The following is a 23,319-nucleotide window of genomic DNA, read 5'->3' as shown; positions in this document are numbered from 1 at the left end:
GAACCTAGGGTGCGTCGGTAACCGGTGGGGTGGGGCAGCTTCAGGAAAAGCGGTTGCCCCACTCGAAGATTGAGGTGTTATGGAACATGACGAAAGGGATATCGCATGGCATCGTTCGCACACGCCACCCCCGAGCGCCGCGCCCAGCTCGGCAGCGCCCTCACGGCCGCCGGGCTCACCTGGAGCGACAACGGACCGGTTGACCCGCAGTTCCTCACCTACACCGTCACCGACCTGCGCGGCCGTACGTGGCGGGTCAGCCCGGCGACCAACTTTCAGATCTCCGGGTCGGATTCCTCGCAGATCTGGCGGGCCAGCTGCGGAGAGCTGTTGATGACCACTCCGGTCCTGTCCGCCCGCATGGTGGCCGACCGGATCAAGGACGCCGCATGATCCGGCAGCCGTTCCGCCCCGAGGACTTCGACGAGGAGTGCGAGACGTGCGGAGCCGCCCCCGGGCAGCTCTGCCTCTCCTGGTGCGACACGGGATACACCGCCGACGACTACCACGCCGACGCCGAGCACTAAGCCGACCGCCCCATGCCCATCACCTGTACCACAGGCCTACGCCTCTTGGAGAATCCCCATGTCCGTACTGCCCCAGTCCAGCGTTCCGGCCGCCTTTGATCGAGGGCACCTCTATAGCCCCACTCTCAGCCTCACCAAGTACGCGCTCGACGACCGATACGTGTACGACTACCGGCCCGGGGACCTATACGAGCCGATGCCAGAAGCACCGCGCGGCAACCCGAAGGCGTGGGCCTGGTGGTGGCAGAACATCGCCACGACCTCCGTACCCGACTTCCTCGGCCTTCGCGTGGGTGACCACATCAGTGTCCAGCAGGTCACCTGCACGGACCCCGGCGAAGTCATCGCGACCGAGCGGGGCGGGGCCGTCGTCCGCTACCCACTGCCCAAAAGCGACCTCACCTGGAGAACACACGCCGAGATGTACATCCGTCGCCGCAACAACGCCGGCCACTGGTACCCGTAAGCCCCGCCGCCCCCACCACCGCCGCTTGATGCCCAAGGAGGTTTCCCATGCCCAGGCCCCATCGCCCCGCACGGCCCGCGCTGGCCGAGGATCGCAGGTGTGTCGACTGCGGCGTGTCCTGTACCGAGCAGGTGGCGCCCATCCCCCGCCTCCAAGGGGGAACGCGCAGCGTGTATGCCTGTTCCGTGCATGCTGCGCGGCGTCGAAGCCTGTCCCGACCTGCGGTGTGGTCTGAGAAATTCGGTTGCCCCAACCCACGGGTCACGTATTATGGAACATGTCATCAAGGTGGGGAACGGCACCCCACCCCGGTGCCCCCAACACCCCCCGGAAGGAAGCGACATGAACGACACTCACGCTCACCGAGCGGCACGCGGCGCGGCCATCGTGCGCATCCACCTCTGCGAGGCCCCCACCCACCGAAGCATCGAGGACCGCGTTCTGCGGGGGCTCCACTACGCCAACGAGGTGCACACGACCGACGCCGACCCCCTGTACGAGGGCACGGTGGCGCTCCGTGACGCACTCGTGGATGTCCTGCACCACGCCGACGGCTGGTACACCCCTGACACCGTCCTGGACAGCGCCCTGCTGGCCGTCGAGAAGCTGCCCGCCGGGTGGGCGGAGCAGTACCGGGACTACCAAACCGCATCGACCGCCCGCCCGGTGAAGGTGCACACGGCGGCGGACACACGCGCGCGCAGTGCCGTGGTCGGCACGGTCACTGAGATCCTCATGGCGGCCGCGCACTACGGCGAGACCGCGACCGTGCTTGCCGACTCCGCAGAGGAGCGGTTCCGGGACGAGGTGGAATCCGCCCGGTTCACCGCCGTGCGCGACGCGCGGAAGTAGCCCCCGCTGTGCGGCCCCGCCATCGAGGCGGGGCCACCGAAGCCGACCACCGCTCACGTGTCCGGGACCGGGCAGGCCCGGCCCCGGACACGACAGAGGGCCGGTGGGACACCCCCGAGGGGTGACGGCATCCACCGGCCCGACGCTTCCCCAACACCGGCCCGAGGGCCACGGAAAGCATCCCCAGTGTAGACAGCACCGGAAAGGCTGGCGCCCGCGGCCGGCGGCGACGCCATCACCCGCACCGACGGATGACCGTCAGCATCCCTTGGAACGCACCTCTGCCCCGTGCGACCAAGGAGGTTCCCATGCCCCGGTACGCCTGCCCTACCCCACCCACGCCCTTGTTCAACGAGGACCGCAGGTGTGTCCTGTACCGGGCAGGTGGCATCCATCCCCCGCCTCCAAGGGGGAACGCGCAGCGTGTATGCCTGTTCCGTGCATGCTGCGCGGCGTCGAAGCCTGTCCCGACCTGCGGTGTGGTCTGAGAAATTCGGTTGCCCCAACCCACGGGTCACGTATTATGGAACATGTCGAGAGGGTGGCGCCCTCCCGACACCGCTGAAAGTCCGTCAACACGCACAAGGAGGCCAGACATGGCCACGACAGCCAGGACCGCCCCCGTCAGCACCGACGAGGAGACCTCGACCGCCATCCTGATCGACCCGGAAAGCATCGTCCGCGACGACTGCAACGCCCGCGAGCACGACACCGAACCCGACGCCGACCTGATCAACTCGGTCAAGGCCGTCGGTGTCCAGGACCCGGTCAGCGTCCGCCCCCTGCCGGACGGCACCTACGGCGCATTCAAGGGCTGGCGGCGCACCCAGGCCGCGCAGATCGCCAACGCCACCGCCGGGGCCGAAGGGCACGAAAGGCGGCAGATCAAAGCGTTCGTCCGCACTGACCTCGTCGGCCGGGACGCATGGACACGGTTCCTGTCCCTGATCGAGAACCACCAGCGCCAGGGCATGTCGCCCAAGGACACCCTGAAGGCCGCCGAACTCTCCCTGATCGGGATGGACGAGGTCGAGCAGAAGGCAGCCGCCCGAGCCCTGGGGCTCAAGCGCGGCACCGGCAAGCGGCTCGGCCGCGCGCAGCAGCTCGACGACGCCGCCCTGCGCCGCGCATCGGCCGGGGGCATGGACCTGGAACAGATCGCCCAGCTCGCCGAAGTCGAGGACGTTCCCGGCGCGCAGGACCGCCTCCTGCGGGCGCGGGCCCGCGACGAGGCGGAGGACGTCGGCGGGCGCGGCCACTGGGACCAGGAGCTTGCGCTGCTCAAGGCCGAGCAGGCCGATCGCACCGCCCGCAAGGGGGCGATCGCCGCGCTGGAAAAGGCGGAGATCCCTCTGCTGCCCGCGCAGGTGGCATACGGGGAGAGGGATCTCCGCCCAGCCGCTCACGGACCTGACGACCACGCTGGGCAACCCGCTCACCGAGGGCAACCACAAGGATTGCCCCGGCCACAGTGCCCGGCTCGACGAGGAGCACCAGCCGGTGTGGTTCTGCGCCGACCCTGGCCCCCACGGACACAAGACGCGCCCGAGGCCGAAGCCCCAGAAGACGGCCGAGGACGAGAAGAAGGCCGCCGAGCGGGCCCGCGTCACCGCGTGCAACCGGGCGTGGAAGGCCGCTTCGGGCCCTCGCCAGGAGTTCGTCACCCGGCTGGTGCGCGGCAGCAAGACTCTGCCCGAGGAGGCCTGGCGGTTCACGGTCGAAACGCTGCTGGACCTGCCCCGCTTCTACGGCAAGTGGGCACAGCGACGGGAGGCCGAGGACGTGGCGCGCTTCCTGGGGGCGAAGCTGCCCGAGTCACAGTTCGAACCGGTGCGGCTGTCGGAGCTGGTCACGCTGACCAAGGCCCGGACAGCACATGTCCTGTTCGCACACGTCGCCGCCGCTTTCGAGCGGGACATGCGGGATCCGAAGGGCTGGAACGACGCCCGCATGGATGTCTGCTTCCTGTGGGAGAGCCTCACTCCCCAGCAGGCCGCCTACCTGTTGCTCCTGGAGAAGCTCGGCCAGGACGATAAGGGGAGTTACCGATTGTCCGAGGTCGAGGAGCAGGCACTCGCGCCGCACCGGGGTGATGCCGCCAGCAGCGAATCCGCCGCCTGACCCTTCTGGTTCTTCCGGCCGGGCGCCCGAGGGCGCCCGGCCGTCACCCGCACCCGATCAAACTCCGCGCGGAGGCCGCCATGCCCACCCCCAGCCCTGCTGAGCCCACGCTGCCGGACGACCAAGGAATCCAGCTGCTCACCCTGGACACACTGCGCCATCTCATCGGAAGCAACTGGGCCCGCCTCCCCGGCGACACCCTGGTCGTACTCTCCCGCGACGCCGAGGGCAACCTCTACTCGCCGTTCGGCTCGTACGCGCGCGGCCGCTACTACCCCGTTCACGGCCTGGCCGGCGAGGTATATCCGCTGGAGAGCGAACTCGCCGCCGATGCCGAACTGCGCGACCTGTTCGGGGCGATCCCGGAAGGCGCCCGCGCCGCCCTGGTGCTCTACCCGCTCGGCTGACCCAAGCGCACCCAGCGGGTACCGAGCGTCCCGGCGCCCGGCCACCCCCCGACTCCGTCATCCGGCAGCCGGTTCCCGTCCGGCCGCCCCAGGGCTGGCCCGGGGCCGGGGACAGCGCTCGGAGCGCTGTCCCCGGCCCCACCGAAACCCTGCGAAAGGATCTGACTCAGATGAGCCCCGCGATCCCCGTGCGCTGTCTCGCCCGGCCACTGGCCGGCGGTCTGGTCGTGCCATGGATTTCCCTGATCCACAACGGGCACGCCGCATTCGGCAGCCTGGACGCCGACCGTGCCCGCCTCGCCTTCCTCCAACGTCTGTGCCAGATCTGTTCCCAGCCCCTTGAGGAACGGTTCTTCGTCATCGTCCGCCCCACCGACCAGGAGCAGGGCTACTCACCCGAACCCGCGCTGCACCCGGAGTGCCAGCCCTACGCCGTCGCACACTGCCCGATGCTCAACGGCACCGCCATGCAGTACCGCACCCGCTCGGTGCTCACCGCCCACCCAGCAAGCCGCCCCTGCCCCGACCCTTCCTGCCCTTGTCCCGTACAGGCCCCGGACAAGGGCCACTCCGCCCGCAGCGGACGGCCGGCCGATCGGTACGAGTCCTGGATGATCTCCGCCCGGCACTACCGACTGGCCCCGCATCCCAGCACAGTCGCTCCGGTCGGGATCAGTCTGAACGCGCCCATCCTGCGCAAAAGAGTCCTCCGGGAGGCTGCCCTGCCCCCAGGCCATGCCTCGCTGCTCGCACTGCTGCGCGCCGCCCTCGATCTGGAGCCTTGACTCAGTCTGGTGCACCGCCCGTGCTTCCTTCCGCCCTGCCCGACAGAAAGGCCCACCATGCCCCCCACCCAGAACACACCGCCCGCCACGGCATATCGCTACTGCGGGTCCGCCGCGCTCGGCTACCGGTTCCCCGACGCAATCACCTGCTCCCAGGCCAACCGCAGCGCCGTGTTCCGCCCGGCAACGCACGAAGACCCGCCATGCGCGGAGGTCGGCGGCGTCCTGGTGTTCGCCTACCTCGACCACCAGGGCGGCGCTTTCAGGGTGTCCGTCCACCTCGACAGCGCCGCGCAGCGGCTTGTCCGGCCTGACGGCACGGTACCGCTGCGTGTCGTAGTTGAAGACACTGTCGTATTCGACGACAGCGAGAAGGCATAGGACTTCCGGCAGCTGGGCGCGTCGCTGAACTCTGCTGGGGTGCCCCGCGGGAATCGTCCGGGACGGCAGCCAGCCGAGGGCCCCGGGATGTCAGCAGAGCACCCCTTGCACAGCCCGCCGCAAGGCACCAGGCCTGCCGAGTACGTGGGCCGGCGGCAGGCCCGCCCGCCGGAGAGGACAGCCGGGAACGTCGGTGTGTCTGCGGCTGGTCTGAGCGGGGTGGGCGATTTCGCCGCCCAGGAGAAAGAGGGTGACGCCGACCCATCGTTTACGTATTATGAAACATGCCTGGATGGCTTCTGGGCACCCACCGCCCTGTTCGTCACACCGAGGAGTACCGCCATGAGCGGAGAGACCCCCGCCGCCGTACGCGGCCGCATCCACGGAACCGTGCATCTGCGCCACACCGAACGCGGCACGCCTGCCGCCCGGTTCACCGTCATGCAGGTGCCCCGCGAATTCGACCGCTCGCGCCGCCAGTGGCACGACGGAGAACCAGTGCCGGTCATCTGCACCGTCATCGGCCCCCTGGCCCGGCACGTCGCCGAATGCCTCACCGACGCCGTGCACGTGATCGTCACCGGTCACCTGGCCCTGCGCGGCAACCGACTTCACCTCGACTCCGCGCAGGTCGGCGTGGACCTCGCCCACCACGTCGCCTACATCGACGACACCTTGCCCGCTGTTCTCACCGGGCTCGCTCCCGTCAGCACCTGACCACAGTGCCCCGGTCCGCTGCGCCTCGCAGCGGACCGGCACACCCGGCAATGGACAGCCGCTGGCCGTGGCCCGCCCCGAGCAGTTCCAGTGTCGCCGCGCCCACGACCGGCCGCTGACCGCCCTCTCTCGAACTCACCGCCCTCTTCGCGGCACCGGTATGTCCGCCGGCCGCGACCCGTCACGGAGGTTCGCCGTGCCCACCGCCCTGTCCGAACGCGCCGCCCGCGCCGCGCTCACCGCCCACTTCTCCCCCGCCCAGCTCACCGCCGACCTCTCCCGGTGCTCCGCCGCAGAGGTCTGGGAGCAGCGTGTCCGTTTCGACTCCAGCGGGCGCCTGACCCGGTACAGGGCCGAGGACGAACTCGCCGCCGCGCAGCTGGTCTGCCAGTTCGTCATTCCTTCGGATCCCCAGTGGCCCACCGCCCTGGCAGATCTCGGTTCCGTCTGCCCGACCGGTCTGTGGGTCCGCGGGCACGATCATCTGCCGCAGCTGACCGCCAGCCCAGTGGCCGTGGCCGGTAACTGCCACGCGACCGCCCAGGCCGTCGCCCGGACCCGTGTCTTCGCCTCCGCCAGCGCCGAGGCCGGGCACACGGTCACCGCGACGCTCGCCGCCGGTATCGAGTCCGCCGCCCACCAGGCCGCCGCCCGGATCGGGCGGGCAACACTGGCCGTCCTGCCACGCGGTCTGGACCACGCTCATCCGCACACCCACGACGAGCTGCTCGGTGCCATCCCGGCACGAGGCGGCGCAGTGGTCAGTCTCTACCGACCCGGCACCGCGGCCAGCGGCAGAACGCTCAAAGCCAGTGCCGCTCTGGTGGCCGCTCTCGCCCGCGCGGTAATCCTCGTCGAGGCCCTGGACCACACCACAGCGACCCGTACCGCGGAGGCCGCCGTCGCCCTCCACCGCCCCCTGCTCGCCACGCCCGCCGACGGGAGCCTCCGCTCCAGCGGCAACGCCCGCCTGCTCGCCGAGGGCCGCGCGGTCCCATGCCCGGACCTCAACCGGCTCAAGCGCGCACTCGAACTGCTCTGACGCCCCGGCCGTCCCCAGGGCTTGGCCGTCCGGCCGAGCCCTGGAATCCCGAGAAGGGAACGACGAACCGTCACGTCTCCCACCGCCAGGACTTCGGCTGTACCAGCTGCGACGGCACCTGCCTCACCTTCGACCCCACCACCAACCTCCCCCGGCTCCTGACATGGATGGACGAACTCCCTTCCCCCCGACAGCACTTGGAGACAACGCATGACAACTCTGCTCCGCCTGATTGGCGCCTCGATCATGGGCATCCTCGACCCCGTCCCCTCCTCCGTACCGTCCCCGATGACCGACGACGAGGCCGCATGGGTCCGCGCGAACGCCTGGACCAAGGGGTTGCGCCGCATCGAGGACGCCTACCCCCGCGGGTTCTTCCGCTGGTGCTCGTGCGAGCGCGGAACCTGCCATCCCTGCGCCACGGGTCACCACACCCAGTGCTCCAGCGCCAACGGCCCCCGACCCGACGAGGATGCCGGAACCATCACGGACCGCAGCGGCTTTGTCGTTGCAATGATCCAGTACGGCCCGGCGCAGCATCCCTGCCGGTGGATCTGTCCCTGCAAGCACTCTGCAGCCGTCGAGCCGTCCCTCGACACGGCTCGCGAGGAAGTGCCGCTGGGACAACAGCGTCTTTTGCCCTCCAGCTGCCCGGGGGTTTCGGAAGGCCAGCTGACCCTCTTCGCCAGCGCCCGCCTGTAGCGGCACCGGCTACGCCCTCCGCGGGTCGGCGGGGCGGAAGGACCAAGTCCAAGGCCCTCTGCTGCCCCGTCGTCGTCCCAGCCCCAAAAGCAGCGCACGGACCGCCCGCCGGTCCCGCACGCCCAGTCTTCTTGTCCGCTTCTCCTCGCATAGGAGCTGCCATGTCCTCCTCCCTTCTCAAGCCCCCGGCCACCACGCCTGACCTGACTTCGTACGACCTTCTCGCTCCCCAGCTTTCCGGGGGCAAGGACAGCGCGGTAATGATGGCCGAGTTCATGGAAGCTGCCCAGGCCCACGGCGTAACCGACCGGGTCGTCTCGTACCACGCCAGCCTCGGTGTCCTGGAGTGGCCGGCCGTGGTCATCGACGGCATCCGGTACCCGGGGGTGTCCGAACTCGCCGCGCTGCAGAGCAGCACCTTCGGAGTGCCGGCCGACCGTCACGTGGAGGTCGCCCGCACGATGCCGGGCCCTAACGGCACCCCGGTACCGCACAGCCTGCTGACCGAGATCGCGGCGTACGGCCGTTTCCCCCGGATGGGCAGTCCGTACTGCCGCAAGCACGCGAAGGAGAGCGTGATCTCCAGCGCCTGGACTCCACTGGTCAGAAATCTGCGCCGCGAACTCGGGCGCCCCGTACGGATCCTGAAGGTCATGGGTCTGCGCAGCGACGAGGGGCCCGATCGCAGGAAGCGCGCGGCTTTCCGCAGGGTGCAGGCCAATGGAGCTCGGGTTGTCGACGAGTGGCTGCCGGTCAAGGAGTGGCCGACCGCAGCGGTAAGGGAATGGCACGTCGGCGCGCCGGTACCGTACTGCTGGACGTACGACTCTGTACCTGGTGCTGCCGACTGGGCCGGGACCTCCCGATGTTCCTGCTCGTTGTGTGTCTTCGCCTCTCGCCGGGATGTGCTGCTTTCTCTCATTCGGCGGCCGCGGCTGGCCGCTCTGTATGCCGAGGTCGAGCAGGTGCGGGGCGACAGCTTCCGTGCGGACTGGCGTATCACCGACCTGATCCGGCGCGCCGAGGCCTGCGGGGCTCCGGATCCCGGCGTTGTCTGTGCCGACGACGGCCCGGAGTTCAACGCGTTGCAGCAGCAGGTGCGTACGGCACTGAAGAGGGAGCCGCGCAAGAAACCCGGGCTGGCGCTCCGTGGTGGCCGCGCACCGTGTAACGGATGCGCCGTCCGCAGCTGATGTTCCTGTGTGCCGGGCCGGGTCCGTCCGGACTCGGCCCGGCACACACCGCCACCGCCCTACAGTGAAATGAAGGAGATATGACCATGGACACCAACCCCACCGCCCTGCTTCTCGGCCTCGCCTCCCGCGCCCAGGACCTGAGCGATCGGGAATCGCTGCAGGACCTGCTCGCCACGGGCCACCGCGCCTGGTGCGAAGGAGTCGCGGACGTCCGCTCCGGCGTCGGCCGGGAAGCTACAGGGCTGTCCGACCAAGAGCTCGCCAAGCGGTGTGCCGTTGCAGGCGTGCCGTGGGAGATGGGGATGACCCGTGGTGAGGCGGTCTCCACGCTGGCTTTTGCCACGTGGGAGGCTGCGCCGGCCGCGATTGCGTACTCGGAGCTGGAGGAGCGGGCCGCTCTGTTCGGCGCCTGCCTCCTTCCGGAGGAATTGCGGTAGATCGGTCCTTCGGCGACTGGACACACCCCCACCCACTTTGGCATTATCGAACATGTCGCACCTGGCCGGGCGCCGGCACCGTCTTTCTGATGTCTCCAAAGGGGTTGTGATGTCTCAGGCCGAACGGCTCGTGGACACCGCTGAGATCGTGTCCGAGTTCGGCACGAGCAAGCCCCGGATCAGCGAGTGGAGCAATACCCCGGACAGCGGCTTCCCCGCGGTCGCGCGCACCGAGGGGCGGAAGCGGTTCTGGCGTCACGCCGAGGTCGCCCAGTTCTTCGCACAGCGCGCCCCGAAGAAGCGCACGCTGCCGGCATCGGTGCTCGACGCGGACCAGGACGAGCTGCTGACCAAGCGGGAGGTAGCGAAGCTCCTCGGGTACACCCGAACCTCGACCATCGACGGCTATGTCCGCGACAGGCCCGGTTACTTCCCCGAGCCCGACTCGGACATCGACGGCCCGATGTGGCGGCGCGGAACGATCGTCGCCTGGATCAGCAGCCGGCCCGGCAAGGGCCGCCGCGGATCCTCCCCGGCTGCTGCGCTGCCCCAGGTGTCGGCCGAGGGTGACCCCGACGAGCTGCTGGGCACGGCCGAGGTCGCGTCCCTGCTCGGCTACGGCAGCACCGCTTCCTTCTCCAGCGCCCTCTACCAGGGGCGTATCCCCGAGCTTCCTGAGCCGGATGCCCGGGAGAAGGAGCAGGGCGGCCGCGGCCAGGCACGCAAGAAGTGGCGCCGGGCCACCGTCGTCGCGGCAGCCCGTGAACGCGGGGTCCTGCCGCCCGCCGGCCAGGACGAAAGCGAGGACCTGGTCGACGCGGCGGAGGCGGCCCGGATCCTCGGATACAGCAGCACCGACAACTTCCTCAGCACGCTGGCACACGGGCACCTGCCCGACCTGGAGCAGCCCGACGGATACGAGTACCGCCGAGGCAGCGCCGGCCGTCCCCGTCAGCAGCGCTGGAAGCGCACCCGCCTCCAGGAGCTGGCCGAGCGCCGCTCCTCGACGTCCTGACTGCAGCGCGTAACCGCGCGGCAGGAGGGATACCGTAGGACCGCGGCTTCTGGTTTTAGGGATCGACGAACTCCCGGCGGGCCAGACGCCGCACGATGGCCGGTATGGAGAGGCCAGCCACCTCTCCGCCGCGAAGCCACACGGCTTCGCGGCACCGGCCATCTTCATTTCAAGGACCCGGGCCGCGGCAGCCTGCCCGTGCCGGTTGAAGGGCGTGCGCCGGACGACGAACAGCCGTACGTCCTTCAGTGCCACAGCGAAGATTTCAGTGCTGACCGTGTCGGAGTCGAGCTCAGCAACCATCGACCGTGCTCGATCGTCCTTCGGGTATGCCACACCCGAGCCCTGAACCGTCCCCGACTCCGCCTGACTGGCCGCACTGTGGCCACGGCACTACACCGGAGGACCCCATCGGCTGCCGCGGTATTCCAGGTTCCCGGCCACCCCACATGTCTCGCCCACCTGGCCGATGCCGACCGCAACGCCTACCTGGCCGGCCTGACCCCCGGCACCCACATTGACCACCGCGGCACCCCCTTCACCGAACCCCTTCTCAATGCCCTCCTCGACGCTCTCTGCGATCCAGCCACGGGATACCCCCACCTCGGCAACGCCCGGTTCGAGTCGGCGACCTTTCACGGCAACGCCTGGTTCCGGTCGGCGACCTTCCACGGCAACGCCCGGTTCGAGTCGGCGACCTTCCAGAGCGACGCCCGGTTCGGGTGGGCGACCTTCCAGAGCGACGCCTCGTTCGGCGCGGCGACCTTCCAGAACGTCGCCTGGTTCCGGTCGGCGACCTTCCAGGGCGACGCATGGTTCACGAAGGCGACCTTCAAGCGCGACCCCTGGTTCGAGTCGGCGACCTTCCGAGGCGATGCCCAGTTCAACCACGCGGCCTTCGAGCAGTCGGTCAACCTCGGACCGTTGGTGTGTGGCGGGCGGGTGACGTTGGCCGGGGCGGTGTTCAGTGGCCCTGCGACCCTCTCGCTCGCCGCGCGCCGCCTGGAGTGCCGGCGAACTCACTGGTCATCAACAGCCGAGTTGCGTCTACGCTACGCCACAGCGGACTTTGCCCACGCGGTCTTCGAATACCCGCTCACGATCGCTGCGGAGGCCGACCCGTTCGTGCTCCCCGACGGACAGCCGGTGGAAGAGCAGGCTCTTGCCAGCATGCCCGACGCCACGGTGCGGATGGCCTCGCTGCGCGGGGTGGACGCGGCCCATCTGGTGCTCGCCAACGTCGACCTGTCGGAGTGCCTGTTCACTGGCACCGTTCATCTGGACCAGCTGCGGCTGGAGGGCGCCTGCATCTTCGGCACGGTCCCGCCCGCAGTGCATTGGCGGGGCTGGCGCCCGGTGTGGTTCACCCAGCGCCGCACCCTCGCCGAAGAACACCACTGGCGCGCGAGCGAGCCATCGGCGGCCCGGGGCTGGAACGTGGCGGTGTTCGGCGCCGGGCGCGTCGGGCCGTTGCAACTGGCGCCGGTGTATCGCGCGCTGCGCAAAGCGTTCGAGGATGGCAAGCATGAGCCTGGGGCCGCCGACTTCTATTACGGGGAGATGGAGATGCGCCGCCACGCCGACGACATCCCCCGAAGCGAGCGAGGCCTTCTGACCGCTTACTGGGCGCTGTCCGGCTACGGCCTGCGCGCCTCCCGGGCCCTGGGCTGGCTCGCCGCCGCCATGTTCGTCACCATCGTGCTCCTGATGAGCGTCGGCCTCCCCAAGGATGCCCCGAAGCAGGAAGCGACCGGCACCATCCCCGCCGGCGGAGGCACAGTCACCTTCGAGATCGACAAGGACGAACCGCACAACCCCACGGGGAACCGGTTCACCGGCGAGCGTTTCGACAAGGCCCTGAACGTCACGCTCAACTCGGTGGTCTTCCGATCCGCCGACCAGGACCTGACCACCACCGGCACCTACATCGAGATGACCTCCCGCCTGGCCGAGCCTGTCCTTCTGGGCCTCGCGGTCCTCGCTGTCCGCAACCGCGTCAAACGCTGACCCACTGCCACCCAACGCTGAAACAATCGCTGCACCCGAACCCGCATGAGCCATCGCACGGAAGATTTCAGCGCCCAGGTCACAGGCTCGCTCACTGAAATCTTCCGTGCTGCCCGACAGAGGAGCCGGCTCGGGTGGTCCCCTGGCAGATGGTCCAGGGCAGGGCGCTCAGGCGGACGGTGCGTCGCTCTTCGTCGATGCCGCGATCCGGCTGGTCTGAACGGCGAGTTGCAGCATCAGCCGTTCCCGTGCAATGAGGTCAGCGGAGACCGAGAGGGTGTCGTGGCACCGGAGCAGCGCGGCTGTGTCGAACAGCTGATGGTGGCCGATCTGGGCGGCGCGCCGTATCTCGTATCGGCTGCTGTTGGCAGCGGCTTGGACGATGCCTGTGTGGAGGGCAGAGAGCCTCTGTAGGTAGCCGCAGGCCGCTTCGTTCTCGGCTATCCGGATGTTCTCCCCTGCCCGGTCATCGAGAAGGTGGGGCAGGTGCTCCACGAGCATCGTGGCCGAGGCGGCCGCTGCCAGCACGATGCCGAGAGGCGCTGCGTGAATGGCCGTGGCCGCGGCGAGGCTCGTGAGGATCGCGGCGCCGACGGTGGAAGTCCGTACGGTCACGGCACCGATTTGGATCCGGCGTGCGGGGCGCCTGGCCAGCCAGCGCAGGCCGAGGCGCTGGGTGCGTGTTGCGGTCGGCGTGAGCACTGCGATCCGGTAGGGACGGTCGGGGAGACTTCCGTCGGCAGGGACGGTCCAGTCGATCCATCCCCATGGGGTCCGTTCGCGGATCAGTACGGGGTCGCACCCGGCGCCGCCGCAGACGTGGCCGCCGCGTACAGCCCGGGTTCGTTCCCTCTCCCAGCGCTGCGGATGCCGCGCGAATGGGACCAGCTGCTGAGCGATCCTGGCGGTCGCTGAGGTGCGGTGGATCACTGGGTGCTTCCTTCCAGAAGGCGGTCCGATGCGGTGGTGCAGGTGAAGCAGCGGCCGTCGCTGTCGGGGTGTGCGCGCCGGGGTGTGGGTCCGTGGCATGTTCGGCATGGCGGCCAGCCGAGGCAGGCCGGGCAGAGGTCTTCGCCCGGGGCGGTTCCGGGGACTCCGCAGCTGGCGCATTCGACGAGGGCCCGGTAGGTCACGGCTTCGGTCACGGTGCGGTCGGCGGAGGAGTCGGTGTGCCTGTGGCCGGTCGTTGGCTGTGTTGGCTGCTCGTCTTCCACGGCCTGGTCGTGGTGGATGTTCTCGAGCGCGGCGGGCGGCGGGTAGACCTGGGCGGCTCGCAGCCTGGCGGCGATGATGGCGCCGACCGAGGTGAGCACTGGGTGCGGCAAGGGTCGGCCGGTGATGATGTGGCGGAGCTGGGCGGGGCTCCAGCCGGCGTCCATCATCGCGGTGGCCACGCGGCCTTGGTCGGTCAGCGGTTTCCCGGTCAGCAGGAGTTCCGGCCGGCTCTTTCCGATCTCCAGCAGCAGCTTGATGCCGGGGTGCAGGTCGTCGGCCAGGAGCTCGGTCGTTGCGTCCGGCTGGTCCGTCCTGTGGCGGGGGCGCGTGAGGTTGCCGGAGGTGCGTGGACGGAGGGGTCTGGTGTTCTGCTTGTTGGTCTTCTTTCTGTTGGTGTTCTTAGTGGGCCGGTCATCCGATGTCGGGTTGTCCACCGGTGGGAAACCCGACATCGGGTGTGAGCTGCTGTTTTGCAGGCTGGGCAGGTCGGTGATGAAGTACACGACCGCGCCGAGGGTGCCGTCGGGGTTGCGCTCGCGTTCCCGGAGCAGGAAGCCGTGCTTCCCCAGCTCCTTGAGTCCGCTCTTCACGGCGGCCTCGCCATCGCGGCTGCGGCGTGCCAGGTCGGTGACGGTCACCTGCCAGCTGGTGCGGTGGGTGCTGATGAGTCCGAACAGCCCCTTCGCCTTGAACGACAGCCTGGTATCGCGGAACAGGCCGTTGGCGATCTGGGTGAACTGATCCGCTGCCATCACTCCGCGGCGGATCCCCGCCCCGAAGCCGGGCTCGGGTTCGCCCGCTGGTGCTGAGGCGAACGCCGTGCCGGCCGTCTGCAGGGGACCGGGGTTGGTATGGGCTGGCTGGTCCGTGATGGCGTAGACGGTCTTGCCGAGCGTCCCGTTCTCCTGCCGTAGCTGCTCGCGGACGAGGTAGCGGTGCTTCTGCAGCTCGCTCAGGCCGGTACGTACGGCGTCCCTGCCGTCGGGGCCGGAGCGGACGAGATCGGCGACCGTCACCTGCCAGCCGGTGCGATGGGTGCTGATGAGTCCGAACAGCCCCTTCGCCTTGAACGACAGCCTGGTATCGCGGAACAGGCCGTTGGCGATCTGGGTGAACTGATCCGCTGCCATCACTCCGCGGCGGATCCCCGCCCCGAAGCGGCTCATCGGGATCCCCCGCACATCACGAGGGCGTGGCCGCTGATGCGCCGGGGCGTGCCTGCGGGGGCGAGGTGGCCGGAGGCGTCGGGAGCGGGGAGGTGCGTGAGGTTCATGCCGTCAGCTCACCCGGCGCCCCCGACCAGGCTGGCGGCCATGATCCCCGACCACCGGTCACGATCCGGCAACTTGCGCATTGGGCTGCTGTGGTCGGCCCCGGCCGTGCGGATGTCGCGGTGTCTGGGGATGCGCAGTCGGTGCTGCGCAGCGGAGTCGGCAGGTGTTGCGCAGGCGGCTGCGCAACGGGTCCGGGGGCCTGGGCAGTCGGCATGTGCGGACGACTGCGCACAGGGCCGGGCGACATCCGCGCCGGGCTTGCGCATTCGGTAGGGCGGTGCGTGATCAGGCCGTGCCAGCCGGACCCTGGAGGGGCTGCGCAGCCCTCGCCGGTGGCGGGCGGGTTCTCTCCGGGCGCTGTCTGCGGGCGTCTGGTGCCCGGCTTCCTGTTCTGCTGCCTGAGCGGTCGTTGTCGGTCTGGCGAGGTCCGGTGCCCGGCGTGTGGTCGGGGCTGTGGTCGGGCCGACCACGAGCCCGACCACGGGTTTGTGTCCCCTTCGTGATCACGGTCGGGGGTTCATGGTCGGTGGTCGGGTCGGGACCGCCGGGTTTTCTCAAGGTCAGCAACATTCGTTCTGACCTGGGAGTTTGACCATGTCTCCTGGCAAGCAGGCCTCAGATGGCCAGGCTGCTGCTCCGATGGCCGCGGGCATCGAGCTGGAGAGGATGCGGCGGCGCGTGCGCCTGTCTCGTCTGGCCCTGCTCGGCGCGGTCGCGACCGGGCCCGTCGCCCTGGGCGTCGCGATGCTGTCCGGCCCGACCACGGTCGTGGCCGCCCCTGCGGCCAAGCCTGCCGCTGTGCGCACGACAGCGGTCGGCACCGACCCGGCCGGCTATGCGCAGCTGTTCATCGGCGCGTGGCTGCGCAGCAGCACCGCCGATGCCACGAGTGCGCAGGCCCGGTTTGCGCAGTCGCTCGCTCCGGACGTCGATCTGCCCGACCCGACGGCCGGTGCGCAGCCGGGACCGGCGTCGGTTTCCGCAGTGCGCAGTGCGCAGCGCGATGCGGGTCAGTGGGCGGTGACGGTGGCTGCGCAGTACGCCGACGGGCGGGTGCGCTACTTCGCCGTGCCCGTGGCCGCAGGCGAAAGCGGTGACTCGTTCACGGTGACCGGTGCCCCGGGGGTGGTGGCTGGGCCGAGCCGTGCCGGGGTGCCGCAGTCCCCGTACTCGGTGACCGTGCCGACCGGAGGTGGCCTTGCGTCCGCGGTCGAGGAGTTCCTCAGTGCATATCTGACAGGTGTCGGCGAGGTGGACCGCTACCTCGCTCCCGGGGTGCGGCTGTCGCCGGTGTCCCCCGCTCCGTACACCGCGGTCGGGGTCCAGCAGGTGCTCGCTGTCGAGGAGGCCGCGGCCGCCGAGCGGGTTCCGGCCGACGGCACCACGGTCTGTGTCCTTGTGCGGGTGGAGGCCCGGGATGGTGCGGGGCGGTGGCCGCTGGCGTACGAGATGGGGCTCAAGTCCCGGTCGGGCCGGTGGGACGTCGCGGCGCTTGAGTCCGGGGCCGTCCGGAAGGGGGGCCGGGCGTGAACGCGGTGCACGGTGTCGTGTTTGCCGGGAAGCTGAACGACCTCGGCGACGGCTGGATCGAGATGCTGGGGAACTGGGCCACCAAGGGTCTGAAGGCTGGGCTGGTCTGTCTCGTGGTCATCGTCATGGTCCAGAAGTTCAGCCTGAAGGCGGGGATCGGCGCGCTGCTGCTCATGGTGGTCGCGCTGGGGCTGTACAACTCGCGCGAGGACCTGGCGGCCGTCTTCCAGGACGAGGTGAAGAACCCGTCCCAGGGTGCGTCGGCCGTGCCCGGCGTGGTGCCCGGTACCGGACCGCTCGTCCGTCCGTACCCCGGCGGCGTGGGGGAGCAGCTGTGAGCGCGGCGGCTGCGGGCCGGGTGGGCCGGTACTACACGTCCGCCCGGCGCCACCCCTGGGTTCTGGGCAAGGTCGCCGACTGGAGGATCCCGCTCGGTCCGTATACGCCTGCGCAGATCGCGGTCGCGGTGCTCGGGGGTTTCCTTCTGGTCAGGACGATCCCGCTGTGGTCGTGGATGGGTCCGGTCCCGATCGTGGTCTGGCTGCTGGTGGTCTGGGCGGTACGCCGGCCGAAGTTCAAGGGGGTTTCCCCTGCGCGGGCGGCTGTGGGCTGGGTGTTGCTTGCCGGGCAGCCGCCGGGTGGTCGGATTCGTGGTCGGGCCGCTCGGGACCGCTCTTCGCGTTTCCTGGTCGGTGGTTTCACTGTCGAGGATGTCGGCTGCTCTGTCGTGCCGGTGGTCGTGCCGCGCCGCGCCGAACGGCCTGCGCCTGGGCGGACAGGGGTCCGGGTGTCCCCTGCGTCCGTGCGGCGGCGCCGTGAGCCGAAGGTGCAGCCGGTGTTGGTGCGTCCGGTGTCGGGGGTTGAGCAGTTGCTCGCGCTTGCTGGGCAGGGGGGTGCGCGGTGAGGGTTCCGGTCCGTCATATCGCGGGGCATCTGGTGTGGTCGACGCAGGGCAGTGTCTGGGCTGTCTATCGTCTTCACCCCGGCGCGGACGCGCATGGCCACCGTGAGGAGAGTGTCCAGGGCACGTTCGTGCCGGCCGCTGTTCGTGACGAGCAGCTCGCGAAGATCACGCATCTGGTCCGTTCCCTGTCCGGGGCGCCGCGCCTGTTCGGGCTGTGCGCCCAGGTCGACCCGGGCGAGGTCGCCCTGCGCATGATCGAGGGCATCGAGCCTGGCGACCAGCGCGTGGGTGAGGGTCCGCATCCGTGGGTGGAGAGCGTCGAGGCTGCTCTTGACCTGCTGGACGGGCAGGAGATGCACCGGCGCACGCTGTGGCTGGCGGTGCCGTTGCAGACCGATATGACTGGTGGGCAGGTCGCCGCGTCATTCGGTGCGATGTGGGCGGACATCGCGCCGGTGATGGGCATGAAGGCCCCGCCCGTGGAGCGGCGCGAGGTGAACTCCTACCGCGAGCAGGCCTCCCGGGTGGAGTCTGCGCTCGCCGGTGGCGCCTGCTTCCGGCCGGCCCGGCCGGCGGAGATCGTCTGGATGATCCAGCACGCCCTGCATCGGGGTCTGCCGGAGCCCTTGCTCGCCGAGGCGGAGACCAGCGACCTGTATGGCGGGCAGGTCCGGGCCGGGGTGCTGCGTTCCCCCAGCTATGCCGACCTCGGTCAGGTGCGTCTGCAGGAGGGCGGTGTCGATCCGGCGCTCGACGACGTCGACGACCTGGGCGGCGCCGACGGGATCGCCCGGTCGGGTCGCAGGGCCTGGTGGCGTCTGAAGGCTTCGTCGCCGCTCGGGCGGCGCTGGCTGCAGGTGGAGTCCGACACCGGGGTGGGCTACCAGGCGCAGCTGGTGCTGGCGGAGTGCCCTCCCTCGGTCAGTCGGGATGCCGCCGATCTGTTCGCCCAGCTGGAGACCCTCGATTTCCCGGTCGATTACACGGTCGATCTGTGCCTGGTGCCGGCGGAGAAGGCGCGCGGCCAGGTGCAGCGGAAGAAGAACGAGCTGGTCGACCAGGCCGACCAGTACGACACCCGCCCCACTGGCATGCCCGCCTCCCTGAACGACGCCGCCCGCGACCTGGGCGAGTTGGATGCCCGCCTGTCGCGGACCTCAGTCGAGGTCGAGGTGCAGTCGGTGACGGTGCTCACGGTGTGGGGGCCGACCGCGGCCGGCTGCGATGCCCGTGCCCGGGCGCTGGCCGCGCTGCTCGGTGGTGCGGACTACCGCGCGGTCCGTCCGGTCGGGCTGCAGGAGAAGCTGTTCGCCCTCGGTCTTCCCGGCACGGCCCGGCCCGGTGTCCTTCAGGAGTTCGTCCAGCACCAGGTCTCCGAGGACTGGGCTCTGGGCGGGGCCTTCACGGCGTCGGAGGTCGGCGATCCCAACGGGCTTTTCCTCGGTTTCGATCTGGACTGCGGCACCACCCGCCCCGTGATGATCAATGTCGCCGACGCCCCGAAGCAGGACGCGAGCGCGTCCATGGGCATCATCGGGGACCCCGGTGGTGGCAAGAGCGTCCTGGAGAAGCTGGTCTCGGAGGCGGTGTGGGCGCGCGGCGGCGTTGCGATCTGTATCGACCGCACCCCGGTACGGGAGTGGGCGACGTTTGCCCGTACGGCGGCCGCGGGCCGCTGTCAGATCGTCGACGCCGCCCAGGCGGAGGTGTCCATCGACCCGCTGCGCTGCTTCGGCGGTCCGGAGGGCCGCCACTACGCCTTGTCCTACCTCACGCTGCAGCTCGGCATCGGTCCGATGAGTACGAACGGCGAGGTCCTTCACCACGCTGTCGAGCAGGCCGCCGTCAGTGATGCCCCCTCGATGCACCGTGTGCTGGAAGTGCTGGAGGAGATGGCCCTGCAGCAGACGGGCAAGCGGCAGGACGCGGCCGCCACCCTGGCCGGACTCGTGCGGGTCGTGGCGGGCAACCGGCTCGCCGCAATGGTGTTCGACCCGGCGCTGCCACCGGTACGGCTGGATGTCTCCAGTGCCTCCGACATGATCGTCATCACGACGGCCGGGCTGAAGCTGCCGCCGAAAGCCGCGTTCGAGAATCCCGAGGTACTGCACCAGCAGCCTCTGGAAGCGCTGATCGGGCGCGCCGTGCTGTATCTGATCGCGGCGATCGCTCGGCAGGCCGCGTTCGAGGACCCCGGCCGGTTCGCGGCGTTCGTGCTGGACGAGTTGTATTGGCTGACCGGCTCTGCCGAGGGCATCGCTCTGGTCCACGAGATCCTCCACGACGGCCGCAAGCATGGGGCCGGTGCGGTCGTCGCTTCCCACGACGAGGCGGAGCTCGGCCCGGACCGGGGGTTGATGGCCTACCGGGCGCTCGCCCGTACCACCGACCCCGACCGCGCCCGCCGGGGGTTGGAGTTCCTCGGGCTGGATCCGAACGACCCGGAGCTGCTGCGGCTGGTGACCACCGGTCTGTCCCCGGTTGGCCAGAAGGGCCGCGAGGGCGAGTTCCTGCTGGCCTGCCCGCGGCAGAACATCGGCCGGGTCAAGGTCGTCATCCCCCGCATCCAGCGCATCGCTTCCTCCATCACTACTACCCCGGGGCGCCGTCCTGCTGCTTCGGCTCCGGTGCCGCCCGTCGGGAACGCCGCCGGGGATCGTCCGGAAGGACTTCGATGACTTCCTCCTCTTTCTTCGCACCCAGCCGGTCACGGCGCCTCGCCTGGGCCGCGAGCCTTGTCACGGTGACCGCTGCCGTCGCCGGGATCCTTGTCCTGGTCCTGGGGACAGACCTGCCGGACACGTGGTGGCCACGGACCGGGCAGGCCTTCGCCGCCAGCGGGCACGGGGATTCGTGCGCACTGCTGGAGGACCCGGCCAAGGCGTACTGCGAGCGCGGCAGCGGTCACGCCGACGCCGTCCCCGTGCAGGGCGGCGGTGACGCTGCGGTGTGGAAGGTGGTGCCGGCCGCGGCGGCGGTGGGCGCGCTCGTGGTGTGGCGGCGCGGTACGTCCACGGGCTCCGGGCGGCGCTGACATGGTGCGTCCAGACCGCGGCACCCTTCGCTCGGCCGGTTTCGTCCTGCTGCTGTCCTGCGTGTTCATCGTGACGAACAGCCAAGTCGTGTATGCGGCCACCAGCAGCGGGACCGGAGACCTGCTCGCCCCGTTGAACATCACCTCTTCCGAGGGGGTGCCGGTCGACGGGTACGAGCTGAACGCGCAGGGCGGTTCCATCTTCGCCTTCAAGTCTCAGGCTCTGGCCTTCGCCCTGTCCGGGCTGTTCACTCTGATCCAGATGCTGGTGGGGCTGGCCGGGTGGGCGATCGAGCTGGCGTTCCGGTTTCCCCTGCTGAAGATCCTCATTGCCCCTGCGCAGACGGTCGCCGACGCGTACAACACGCTGGTGGTCGACACGCTCGGGCTGAAGGGGCTGTTGCTGGCCTGGGCGTTCGTGTTCGCCGGGTTCATGATCGTTCGCGGTCGTGTCGGCCGTGGTCTGGGCGAGATCGTCCTGACTCTGCTGATCGCGGCGTTCGCCGCGTCCGCGTTCGTACGCCCGGACTATCTGCTGACGCAGGACGGGCCGCTGGGGCAGAGCCAGCAGATTGCCGCCGAGGTCGCGCAGCGGGCGGTCAACTCCTACAACTGGGGCGGGAAGCTCGCCAGCCGGGGACCGTGTAACGGCATGGCGGGGCGCGAGGAGGCCAAGTGCGGGGAGATGGAGCGTGAGCGTCCTGTCCCCGCGGCGGAGGTAGCGCGTCCGATCCAGGACTCGATCACCAACGCCCTGGTCGTCAAGCCGTACATGCTGCTTCAGTACGGGCGGATCCTCGACCCGGCCAAGGCCTCCGACCGCAAGGCCTACGCGGTCCATCTGAAGTGGGTCACCGGCGGCTACAAGGCCGGCGCCCACAAGGGCGCGGTGGACTTCTGCCGCAAGATCGACGGCCCGGCGAAGCAGTACTGCCAGCGGGGCGGCGGCCGCACCGGTGTTCCCGAAGACGGTGACGGCGGCCTGCCGGAGTTCACCCCGGGCGGTGAGCTCCTGGACACATCCAAGGCGATCGTCACCGACGAGGACCGCGAGTTCTCCGCCTTCCTGAAGGACATGGGGAAGGCCGGCGATGTCGGCAAGTCCTGTGCCTCCTATGCCGAGAAGCCGACCTGGTGGAGGGTCGGGGGCGCTGCTCTCCTGCTGATCGCCGCCCTGTTCATCTGCGGCATGCTGCTGTCCAGCGCCATCGTGCTGCTGGGCACTCAGGGTGTCTGTGCCGCGGCGGCCGCCTGCGCAGGGGTCACGTTCGTCGCCGGGATGCTGCCCGGCCCGGCCCGGCAGTCGGTGTGGAAGTGGCTCTCCTTGTGGGGCATTTCGATGCTGACGATGGTCGGGATCTGCGCGTTCGTGCCGTTCTTCGGTATCGCCGTGGACGCCACCATCACCCACGGCCCCGACCTGGTGGTCGAGCGGATCCTGCTGATCGATGTCCTCGCCATCGCGGGCGCAGCCGGTCATCGCAGGCTGCTGACCGGCACTGCCTCTTTCGGGCGGCGTATGGCCATGCGCATGCGTTACGCCAAGGTCGGCGGGACCCACATGCCGGGCGACACCTCCGAGCTGGGCGCCGCGCTTGCCATGAACTCTCCTGCCGCGCTCGGATACGGCGGTGGTGGGCTGCGCGCCTTCACCGGTGGTAGCGGCCGGTTCGGGATGCTCGGTACCCGGCACCGGCTGATGGGTGCGCTGACCTCGCTGGCCGACGGAGCGGGTATGCCGGTGAACACCGGCGGGCTGTTCTCCGACGCCATGGCCGAGGCCGGCCGTGGCCTGGCTCCGCTCACGGCGGCGGCCGCCATGGGCGGTCTGGGTGTACGGCTCGGCGCGAAGGGCGGTCACTGGCTGCTGGTCGGGCGCCGGCCGGACAGGGAGCAGCTGGCCAGGTGGCAGAAGGCGACCGCCGGAGGCGATGCGGATGGCGGCGGACCGTTGGGCAACGGTATCGGCGGGCCGGGCGGCGGGCCGCGTCGTCCGGGCGGGCCGCCGGACCGCTATCGCGACGGCCAGGGGCAGATCGTCGACCGCGACACCGGCCAGGTGCTGCACGACCAGGACCACGACCGCACCCTGCTGTCGACGCGCGCCCATAACCACCTGGTCCGCTTCCGTGGATACCGCGCCGTGCACCTGGGCGGCCGGGCCGCGTACGGAGCGACGGTCGGTCTCTCGGTCAGTGTCCGCAGCGCACGGGCGGGCGGGTCACGCTACGCGCAGGACGCGCGCCAGCAGGTGCGGGTGTGGGGGAACACCCTGCGCGAGGACGGCCGGTCATGGGCGGACGCGGGGCGGCATGTGTCCCAGGGTCTGCGGGAGAGCACCGGCGACCGTGGCGGCAGCGGCCCGTTCCCCGGCCGCCGCCTCCCGACCGCGACAACACCGGTCACCGTCCGGCGCCCGGAAACGGTGCGGCCGACGACGGCCAGCGGGGCCGCTCCGGCCGCGACGCCGGATTCCCCGAACCGGCTCAGGGGCGGCAGCGCTGTGCGGCCTGGTGCCGCGCCGCGCAGCGCGGGGCCGGTGCTTCCTGGTGGCGGGAGCGCGGGGAGCACCGCACGCGACGAGGCGCGCGCTCGGATGCAGGAGCTGATGAGGCGTACCGCGCCCGAGGCCGAGCGGCTGCGCCGTGAGCGCGGCGGGCGGCAGCCCGAGGGTGGTGGGGAGGAGTGAAGCGGGCCCGGCGCCACC

Annotated in this window: 24 protein-coding genes; 21 read left to right on the top strand and 3 right to left on the bottom strand. The window is 70.2% G+C overall.

What is annotated here, in order from left to right:
• Positions 1 to 105 precede the first annotated feature (105 nt).
• From ACWCPY_RS35535 to ACWCPY_RS35520, 4 genes are all read left to right on the top strand, one after another.
• A complete protein-coding gene (locus ACWCPY_RS35535) occupies positions 106 to 393 on the top strand; it encodes a hypothetical protein (RefSeq protein ID WP_451272087.1) in 288 nt (95 codons plus the stop codon).
• The gene (locus ACWCPY_RS35530) at positions 390 to 527 is read left to right on the top strand and encodes a zinc finger domain-containing protein (protein WP_451272085.1); all 138 of its coding nucleotides are present in this window, start codon (positions 390 to 392) and stop codon (positions 525 to 527) included. Before ACWCPY_RS35535 ends, ACWCPY_RS35530 begins: the two co-directional genes overlap by 4 nt.
• A gap of 58 nt (positions 528 to 585) precedes the next feature.
• On the top strand, positions 586 to 993 hold the full coding sequence (locus ACWCPY_RS35525) for a hypothetical protein (RefSeq protein WP_451272083.1): 408 nt from the start codon (positions 586 to 588) through the stop codon (positions 991 to 993).
• Between the two features lie 342 nt (positions 994 to 1,335).
• Positions 1,336 to 1,845, top strand: coding sequence for a hypothetical protein (locus ACWCPY_RS35520; protein ID WP_451272081.1), 510 nt, complete (start codon positions 1,336 to 1,338; stop codon positions 1,843 to 1,845).
• Between the two features lie 572 nt (positions 1,846 to 2,417).
• On the opposite strand, the gene ACWCPY_RS35515 is transcribed toward ACWCPY_RS35520, so the two are convergent.
• Positions 2,418 to 3,251, bottom strand: coding sequence for a hypothetical protein (locus tag ACWCPY_RS35515; RefSeq protein ID WP_451272079.1), 834 nt, complete (start codon positions 3,249 to 3,251; stop codon positions 2,418 to 2,420).
• Positions 3,252 to 3,345: 94 nt separating this feature from the next.
• Between ACWCPY_RS35515 and ACWCPY_RS35510 the strand changes: the two genes are divergently transcribed.
• The 11 genes from ACWCPY_RS35510 (at position 3,346) to ACWCPY_RS35460 (ending at position 12,655) form a co-directional block, all read left to right on the top strand.
• On the top strand, positions 3,346 to 3,966 hold the full coding sequence (locus tag ACWCPY_RS35510; protein ID WP_451272077.1) for a hypothetical protein: 621 nt from the start codon (positions 3,346 to 3,348) through the stop codon (positions 3,964 to 3,966).
• Between the two features lie 80 nt (positions 3,967 to 4,046).
• Positions 4,047 to 4,373 (top strand): hypothetical protein, encoded by a 327-nt coding sequence (locus ACWCPY_RS35505; protein ID WP_451272075.1) that lies wholly within the window; start codon positions 4,047 to 4,049, stop codon positions 4,371 to 4,373.
• Positions 4,374 to 4,543: 170 nt separating this feature from the next.
• Positions 4,544 to 5,158: a cell envelope biogenesis protein OmpA gene (locus tag ACWCPY_RS35500; RefSeq protein WP_451272073.1), complete on the top strand. Its 615-nt coding sequence runs from the start codon at positions 4,544 to 4,546 to the stop codon at positions 5,156 to 5,158.
• 57 nt (positions 5,159 to 5,215) lie between these two features.
• Entirely contained in the window at positions 5,216 to 5,539 is a 324-nt protein-coding gene (locus tag ACWCPY_RS35495) for a hypothetical protein (RefSeq protein ID WP_451272071.1), read from the top strand.
• A 342-nt stretch (positions 5,540 to 5,881) separates the two neighbouring features.
• Entirely contained in the window at positions 5,882 to 6,256 is a 375-nt protein-coding gene (locus tag ACWCPY_RS35490) for a single-stranded DNA-binding protein (RefSeq protein ID WP_451272069.1), read from the top strand.
• Between the two features lie 196 nt (positions 6,257 to 6,452).
• On the top strand, positions 6,453 to 7,298 hold the full coding sequence (locus ACWCPY_RS35485; protein WP_451272067.1) for a DNA-processing protein DprA: 846 nt from the start codon (positions 6,453 to 6,455) through the stop codon (positions 7,296 to 7,298).
• 210 nt (positions 7,299 to 7,508) lie between these two features.
• Positions 7,509 to 8,000, top strand: coding sequence for a DUF6248 family natural product biosynthesis protein (locus ACWCPY_RS35480; RefSeq protein WP_451272065.1), 492 nt, complete (start codon positions 7,509 to 7,511; stop codon positions 7,998 to 8,000).
• A 161-nt stretch (positions 8,001 to 8,161) separates the two neighbouring features.
• Positions 8,162 to 9,193 carry a phosphoadenosine phosphosulfate reductase gene (locus tag ACWCPY_RS35475; protein WP_451272063.1) on the top strand — a complete coding sequence of 344 codons (1,032 nt, stop codon included), beginning with the start codon at positions 8,162 to 8,164 and terminating at the stop codon, positions 9,191 to 9,193.
• A gap of 86 nt (positions 9,194 to 9,279) precedes the next feature.
• Complete coding sequence (locus ACWCPY_RS35470) at positions 9,280 to 9,633, top strand: hypothetical protein (RefSeq protein WP_451272061.1); 354 nt, start codon at positions 9,280 to 9,282, stop codon at positions 9,631 to 9,633.
• 109 nt (positions 9,634 to 9,742) lie between these two features.
• A complete protein-coding gene (locus tag ACWCPY_RS35465; protein WP_451272059.1) occupies positions 9,743 to 10,648 on the top strand; it encodes a helix-turn-helix transcriptional regulator in 906 nt (301 codons plus the stop codon).
• 381 nt (positions 10,649 to 11,029) lie between these two features.
• A complete protein-coding gene (locus ACWCPY_RS35460; RefSeq protein WP_451272057.1) occupies positions 11,030 to 12,655 on the top strand; it encodes a pentapeptide repeat-containing protein in 1,626 nt (541 codons plus the stop codon).
• 168 nt (positions 12,656 to 12,823) lie between these two features.
• Here ACWCPY_RS35460 and ACWCPY_RS35455 read toward each other — a convergent pair whose 3' ends face one another.
• Both ACWCPY_RS35455 and ACWCPY_RS35450 read right to left on the bottom strand, forming a co-directional pair.
• Positions 12,824 to 13,585 carry a hypothetical protein gene (locus tag ACWCPY_RS35455; RefSeq protein WP_451272055.1) on the bottom strand — a complete coding sequence of 254 codons (762 nt, stop codon included), beginning with the start codon at positions 13,583 to 13,585 and terminating at the stop codon, positions 12,824 to 12,826.
• Entirely contained in the window at positions 13,582 to 15,000 is a 1,419-nt protein-coding gene (locus ACWCPY_RS35450) for a hypothetical protein (protein WP_451272053.1), read from the bottom strand. The genes ACWCPY_RS35455 and ACWCPY_RS35450 overlap by 4 nt, the downstream gene beginning before the upstream one ends.
• 738 nt (positions 15,001 to 15,738) lie before the next feature.
• Here ACWCPY_RS35450 and ACWCPY_RS35445 point away from each other — a divergent pair.
• Genes ACWCPY_RS35445 through ACWCPY_RS35420 form a run of 6 tightly spaced genes read left to right on the top strand, consistent with a single transcriptional unit; the run spans position 15,739 to position 23,301 of the window.
• Positions 15,739 to 16,674, top strand: coding sequence for a conjugal transfer protein (locus tag ACWCPY_RS35445; RefSeq protein WP_451272051.1), 936 nt, complete (start codon positions 15,739 to 15,741; stop codon positions 16,672 to 16,674).
• Positions 16,671 to 17,012, top strand: a complete 342-nt coding sequence (locus ACWCPY_RS35440) for a hypothetical protein (RefSeq protein WP_451272049.1) — start codon at positions 16,671 to 16,673, stop codon at positions 17,010 to 17,012. The genes ACWCPY_RS35445 and ACWCPY_RS35440 overlap by 4 nt, the downstream gene beginning before the upstream one ends.
• Positions 17,009 to 17,578: a hypothetical protein gene (locus tag ACWCPY_RS35435; protein ID WP_451272047.1), complete on the top strand. Its 570-nt coding sequence runs from the start codon at positions 17,009 to 17,011 to the stop codon at positions 17,576 to 17,578. The genes ACWCPY_RS35440 and ACWCPY_RS35435 overlap by 4 nt, the downstream gene beginning before the upstream one ends.
• Positions 17,575 to 20,256: an ATP-binding protein gene (locus ACWCPY_RS35430; RefSeq protein ID WP_451272045.1), complete on the top strand. Its 2,682-nt coding sequence runs from the start codon at positions 17,575 to 17,577 to the stop codon at positions 20,254 to 20,256. Before ACWCPY_RS35435 ends, ACWCPY_RS35430 begins: the two co-directional genes overlap by 4 nt.
• Positions 20,253 to 20,612 carry a hypothetical protein gene (locus ACWCPY_RS35425; protein ID WP_451272043.1) on the top strand — a complete coding sequence of 120 codons (360 nt, stop codon included), beginning with the start codon at positions 20,253 to 20,255 and terminating at the stop codon, positions 20,610 to 20,612. The genes ACWCPY_RS35430 and ACWCPY_RS35425 overlap by 4 nt, the downstream gene beginning before the upstream one ends.
• 1 nt (position 20,613) lies before the next feature.
• Positions 20,614 to 23,301: a hypothetical protein gene (locus ACWCPY_RS35420; protein ID WP_451272041.1), complete on the top strand. Its 2,688-nt coding sequence runs from the start codon at positions 20,614 to 20,616 to the stop codon at positions 23,299 to 23,301.
• Positions 23,302 to 23,319 lie beyond the last annotated feature (18 nt).

It is taken from the genome of Streptomyces sp. NPDC002403, from assembly GCF_053593015.1.
Note: the sequence above shows the minus strand (reverse complement) of the source record. Positions and strands in the feature narration are given on the sequence as shown.

Excerpts from the sequence above, each read along its gene's own strand:
- ACWCPY_RS35535 (WP_451272087.1), top strand. The coding sequence starts at position 106 with ATGGCATCGTTCGCACACGCCACCCCCGAGCGCCGCGCCCAGCTCGGC.
- ACWCPY_RS35530 (WP_451272085.1), top strand. The coding sequence starts at position 390 with ATGATCCGGCAGCCGTTCCGCCCCGAGGACTTCGACGAGGAGTGCGAG.
- ACWCPY_RS35525 (WP_451272083.1), top strand. The coding sequence starts at position 586 with ATGTCCGTACTGCCCCAGTCCAGCGTTCCGGCCGCCTTTGATCGAGGG.
- ACWCPY_RS35520 (WP_451272081.1), top strand. The coding sequence starts at position 1,336 with ATGAACGACACTCACGCTCACCGAGCGGCACGCGGCGCGGCCATCGTG.
- ACWCPY_RS35505 (WP_451272075.1), top strand. The coding sequence starts at position 4,047 with ATGCCCACCCCCAGCCCTGCTGAGCCCACGCTGCCGGACGACCAAGGA.
- ACWCPY_RS35500 (WP_451272073.1), top strand. The coding sequence starts at position 4,544 with ATGAGCCCCGCGATCCCCGTGCGCTGTCTCGCCCGGCCACTGGCCGGC.
- ACWCPY_RS35495 (WP_451272071.1), top strand. The coding sequence starts at position 5,216 with ATGCCCCCCACCCAGAACACACCGCCCGCCACGGCATATCGCTACTGC.
- ACWCPY_RS35490 (WP_451272069.1), top strand. The coding sequence starts at position 5,882 with ATGAGCGGAGAGACCCCCGCCGCCGTACGCGGCCGCATCCACGGAACC.
- ACWCPY_RS35480 (WP_451272065.1), top strand. The coding sequence starts at position 7,509 with ATGACAACTCTGCTCCGCCTGATTGGCGCCTCGATCATGGGCATCCTC.
- ACWCPY_RS35475 (WP_451272063.1), top strand. The coding sequence starts at position 8,162 with ATGTCCTCCTCCCTTCTCAAGCCCCCGGCCACCACGCCTGACCTGACT.
- ACWCPY_RS35470 (WP_451272061.1), top strand. The coding sequence starts at position 9,280 with ATGGACACCAACCCCACCGCCCTGCTTCTCGGCCTCGCCTCCCGCGCC.
- ACWCPY_RS35465 (WP_451272059.1), top strand. The coding sequence starts at position 9,743 with ATGTCTCAGGCCGAACGGCTCGTGGACACCGCTGAGATCGTGTCCGAG.
- ACWCPY_RS35450 (WP_451272053.1), bottom strand. The coding sequence starts at position 15,000 with ATGGCAGCGGATCAGTTCACCCAGATCGCCAACGGCCTGTTCCGCGAT.
- ACWCPY_RS35445 (WP_451272051.1), top strand. The coding sequence starts at position 15,739 with ATGTCTCCTGGCAAGCAGGCCTCAGATGGCCAGGCTGCTGCTCCGATG.
- ACWCPY_RS35425 (WP_451272043.1), top strand. The coding sequence starts at position 20,253 with ATGACTTCCTCCTCTTTCTTCGCACCCAGCCGGTCACGGCGCCTCGCC.
- ACWCPY_RS35420 (WP_451272041.1), top strand. The coding sequence starts at position 20,614 with ATGGTGCGTCCAGACCGCGGCACCCTTCGCTCGGCCGGTTTCGTCCTG.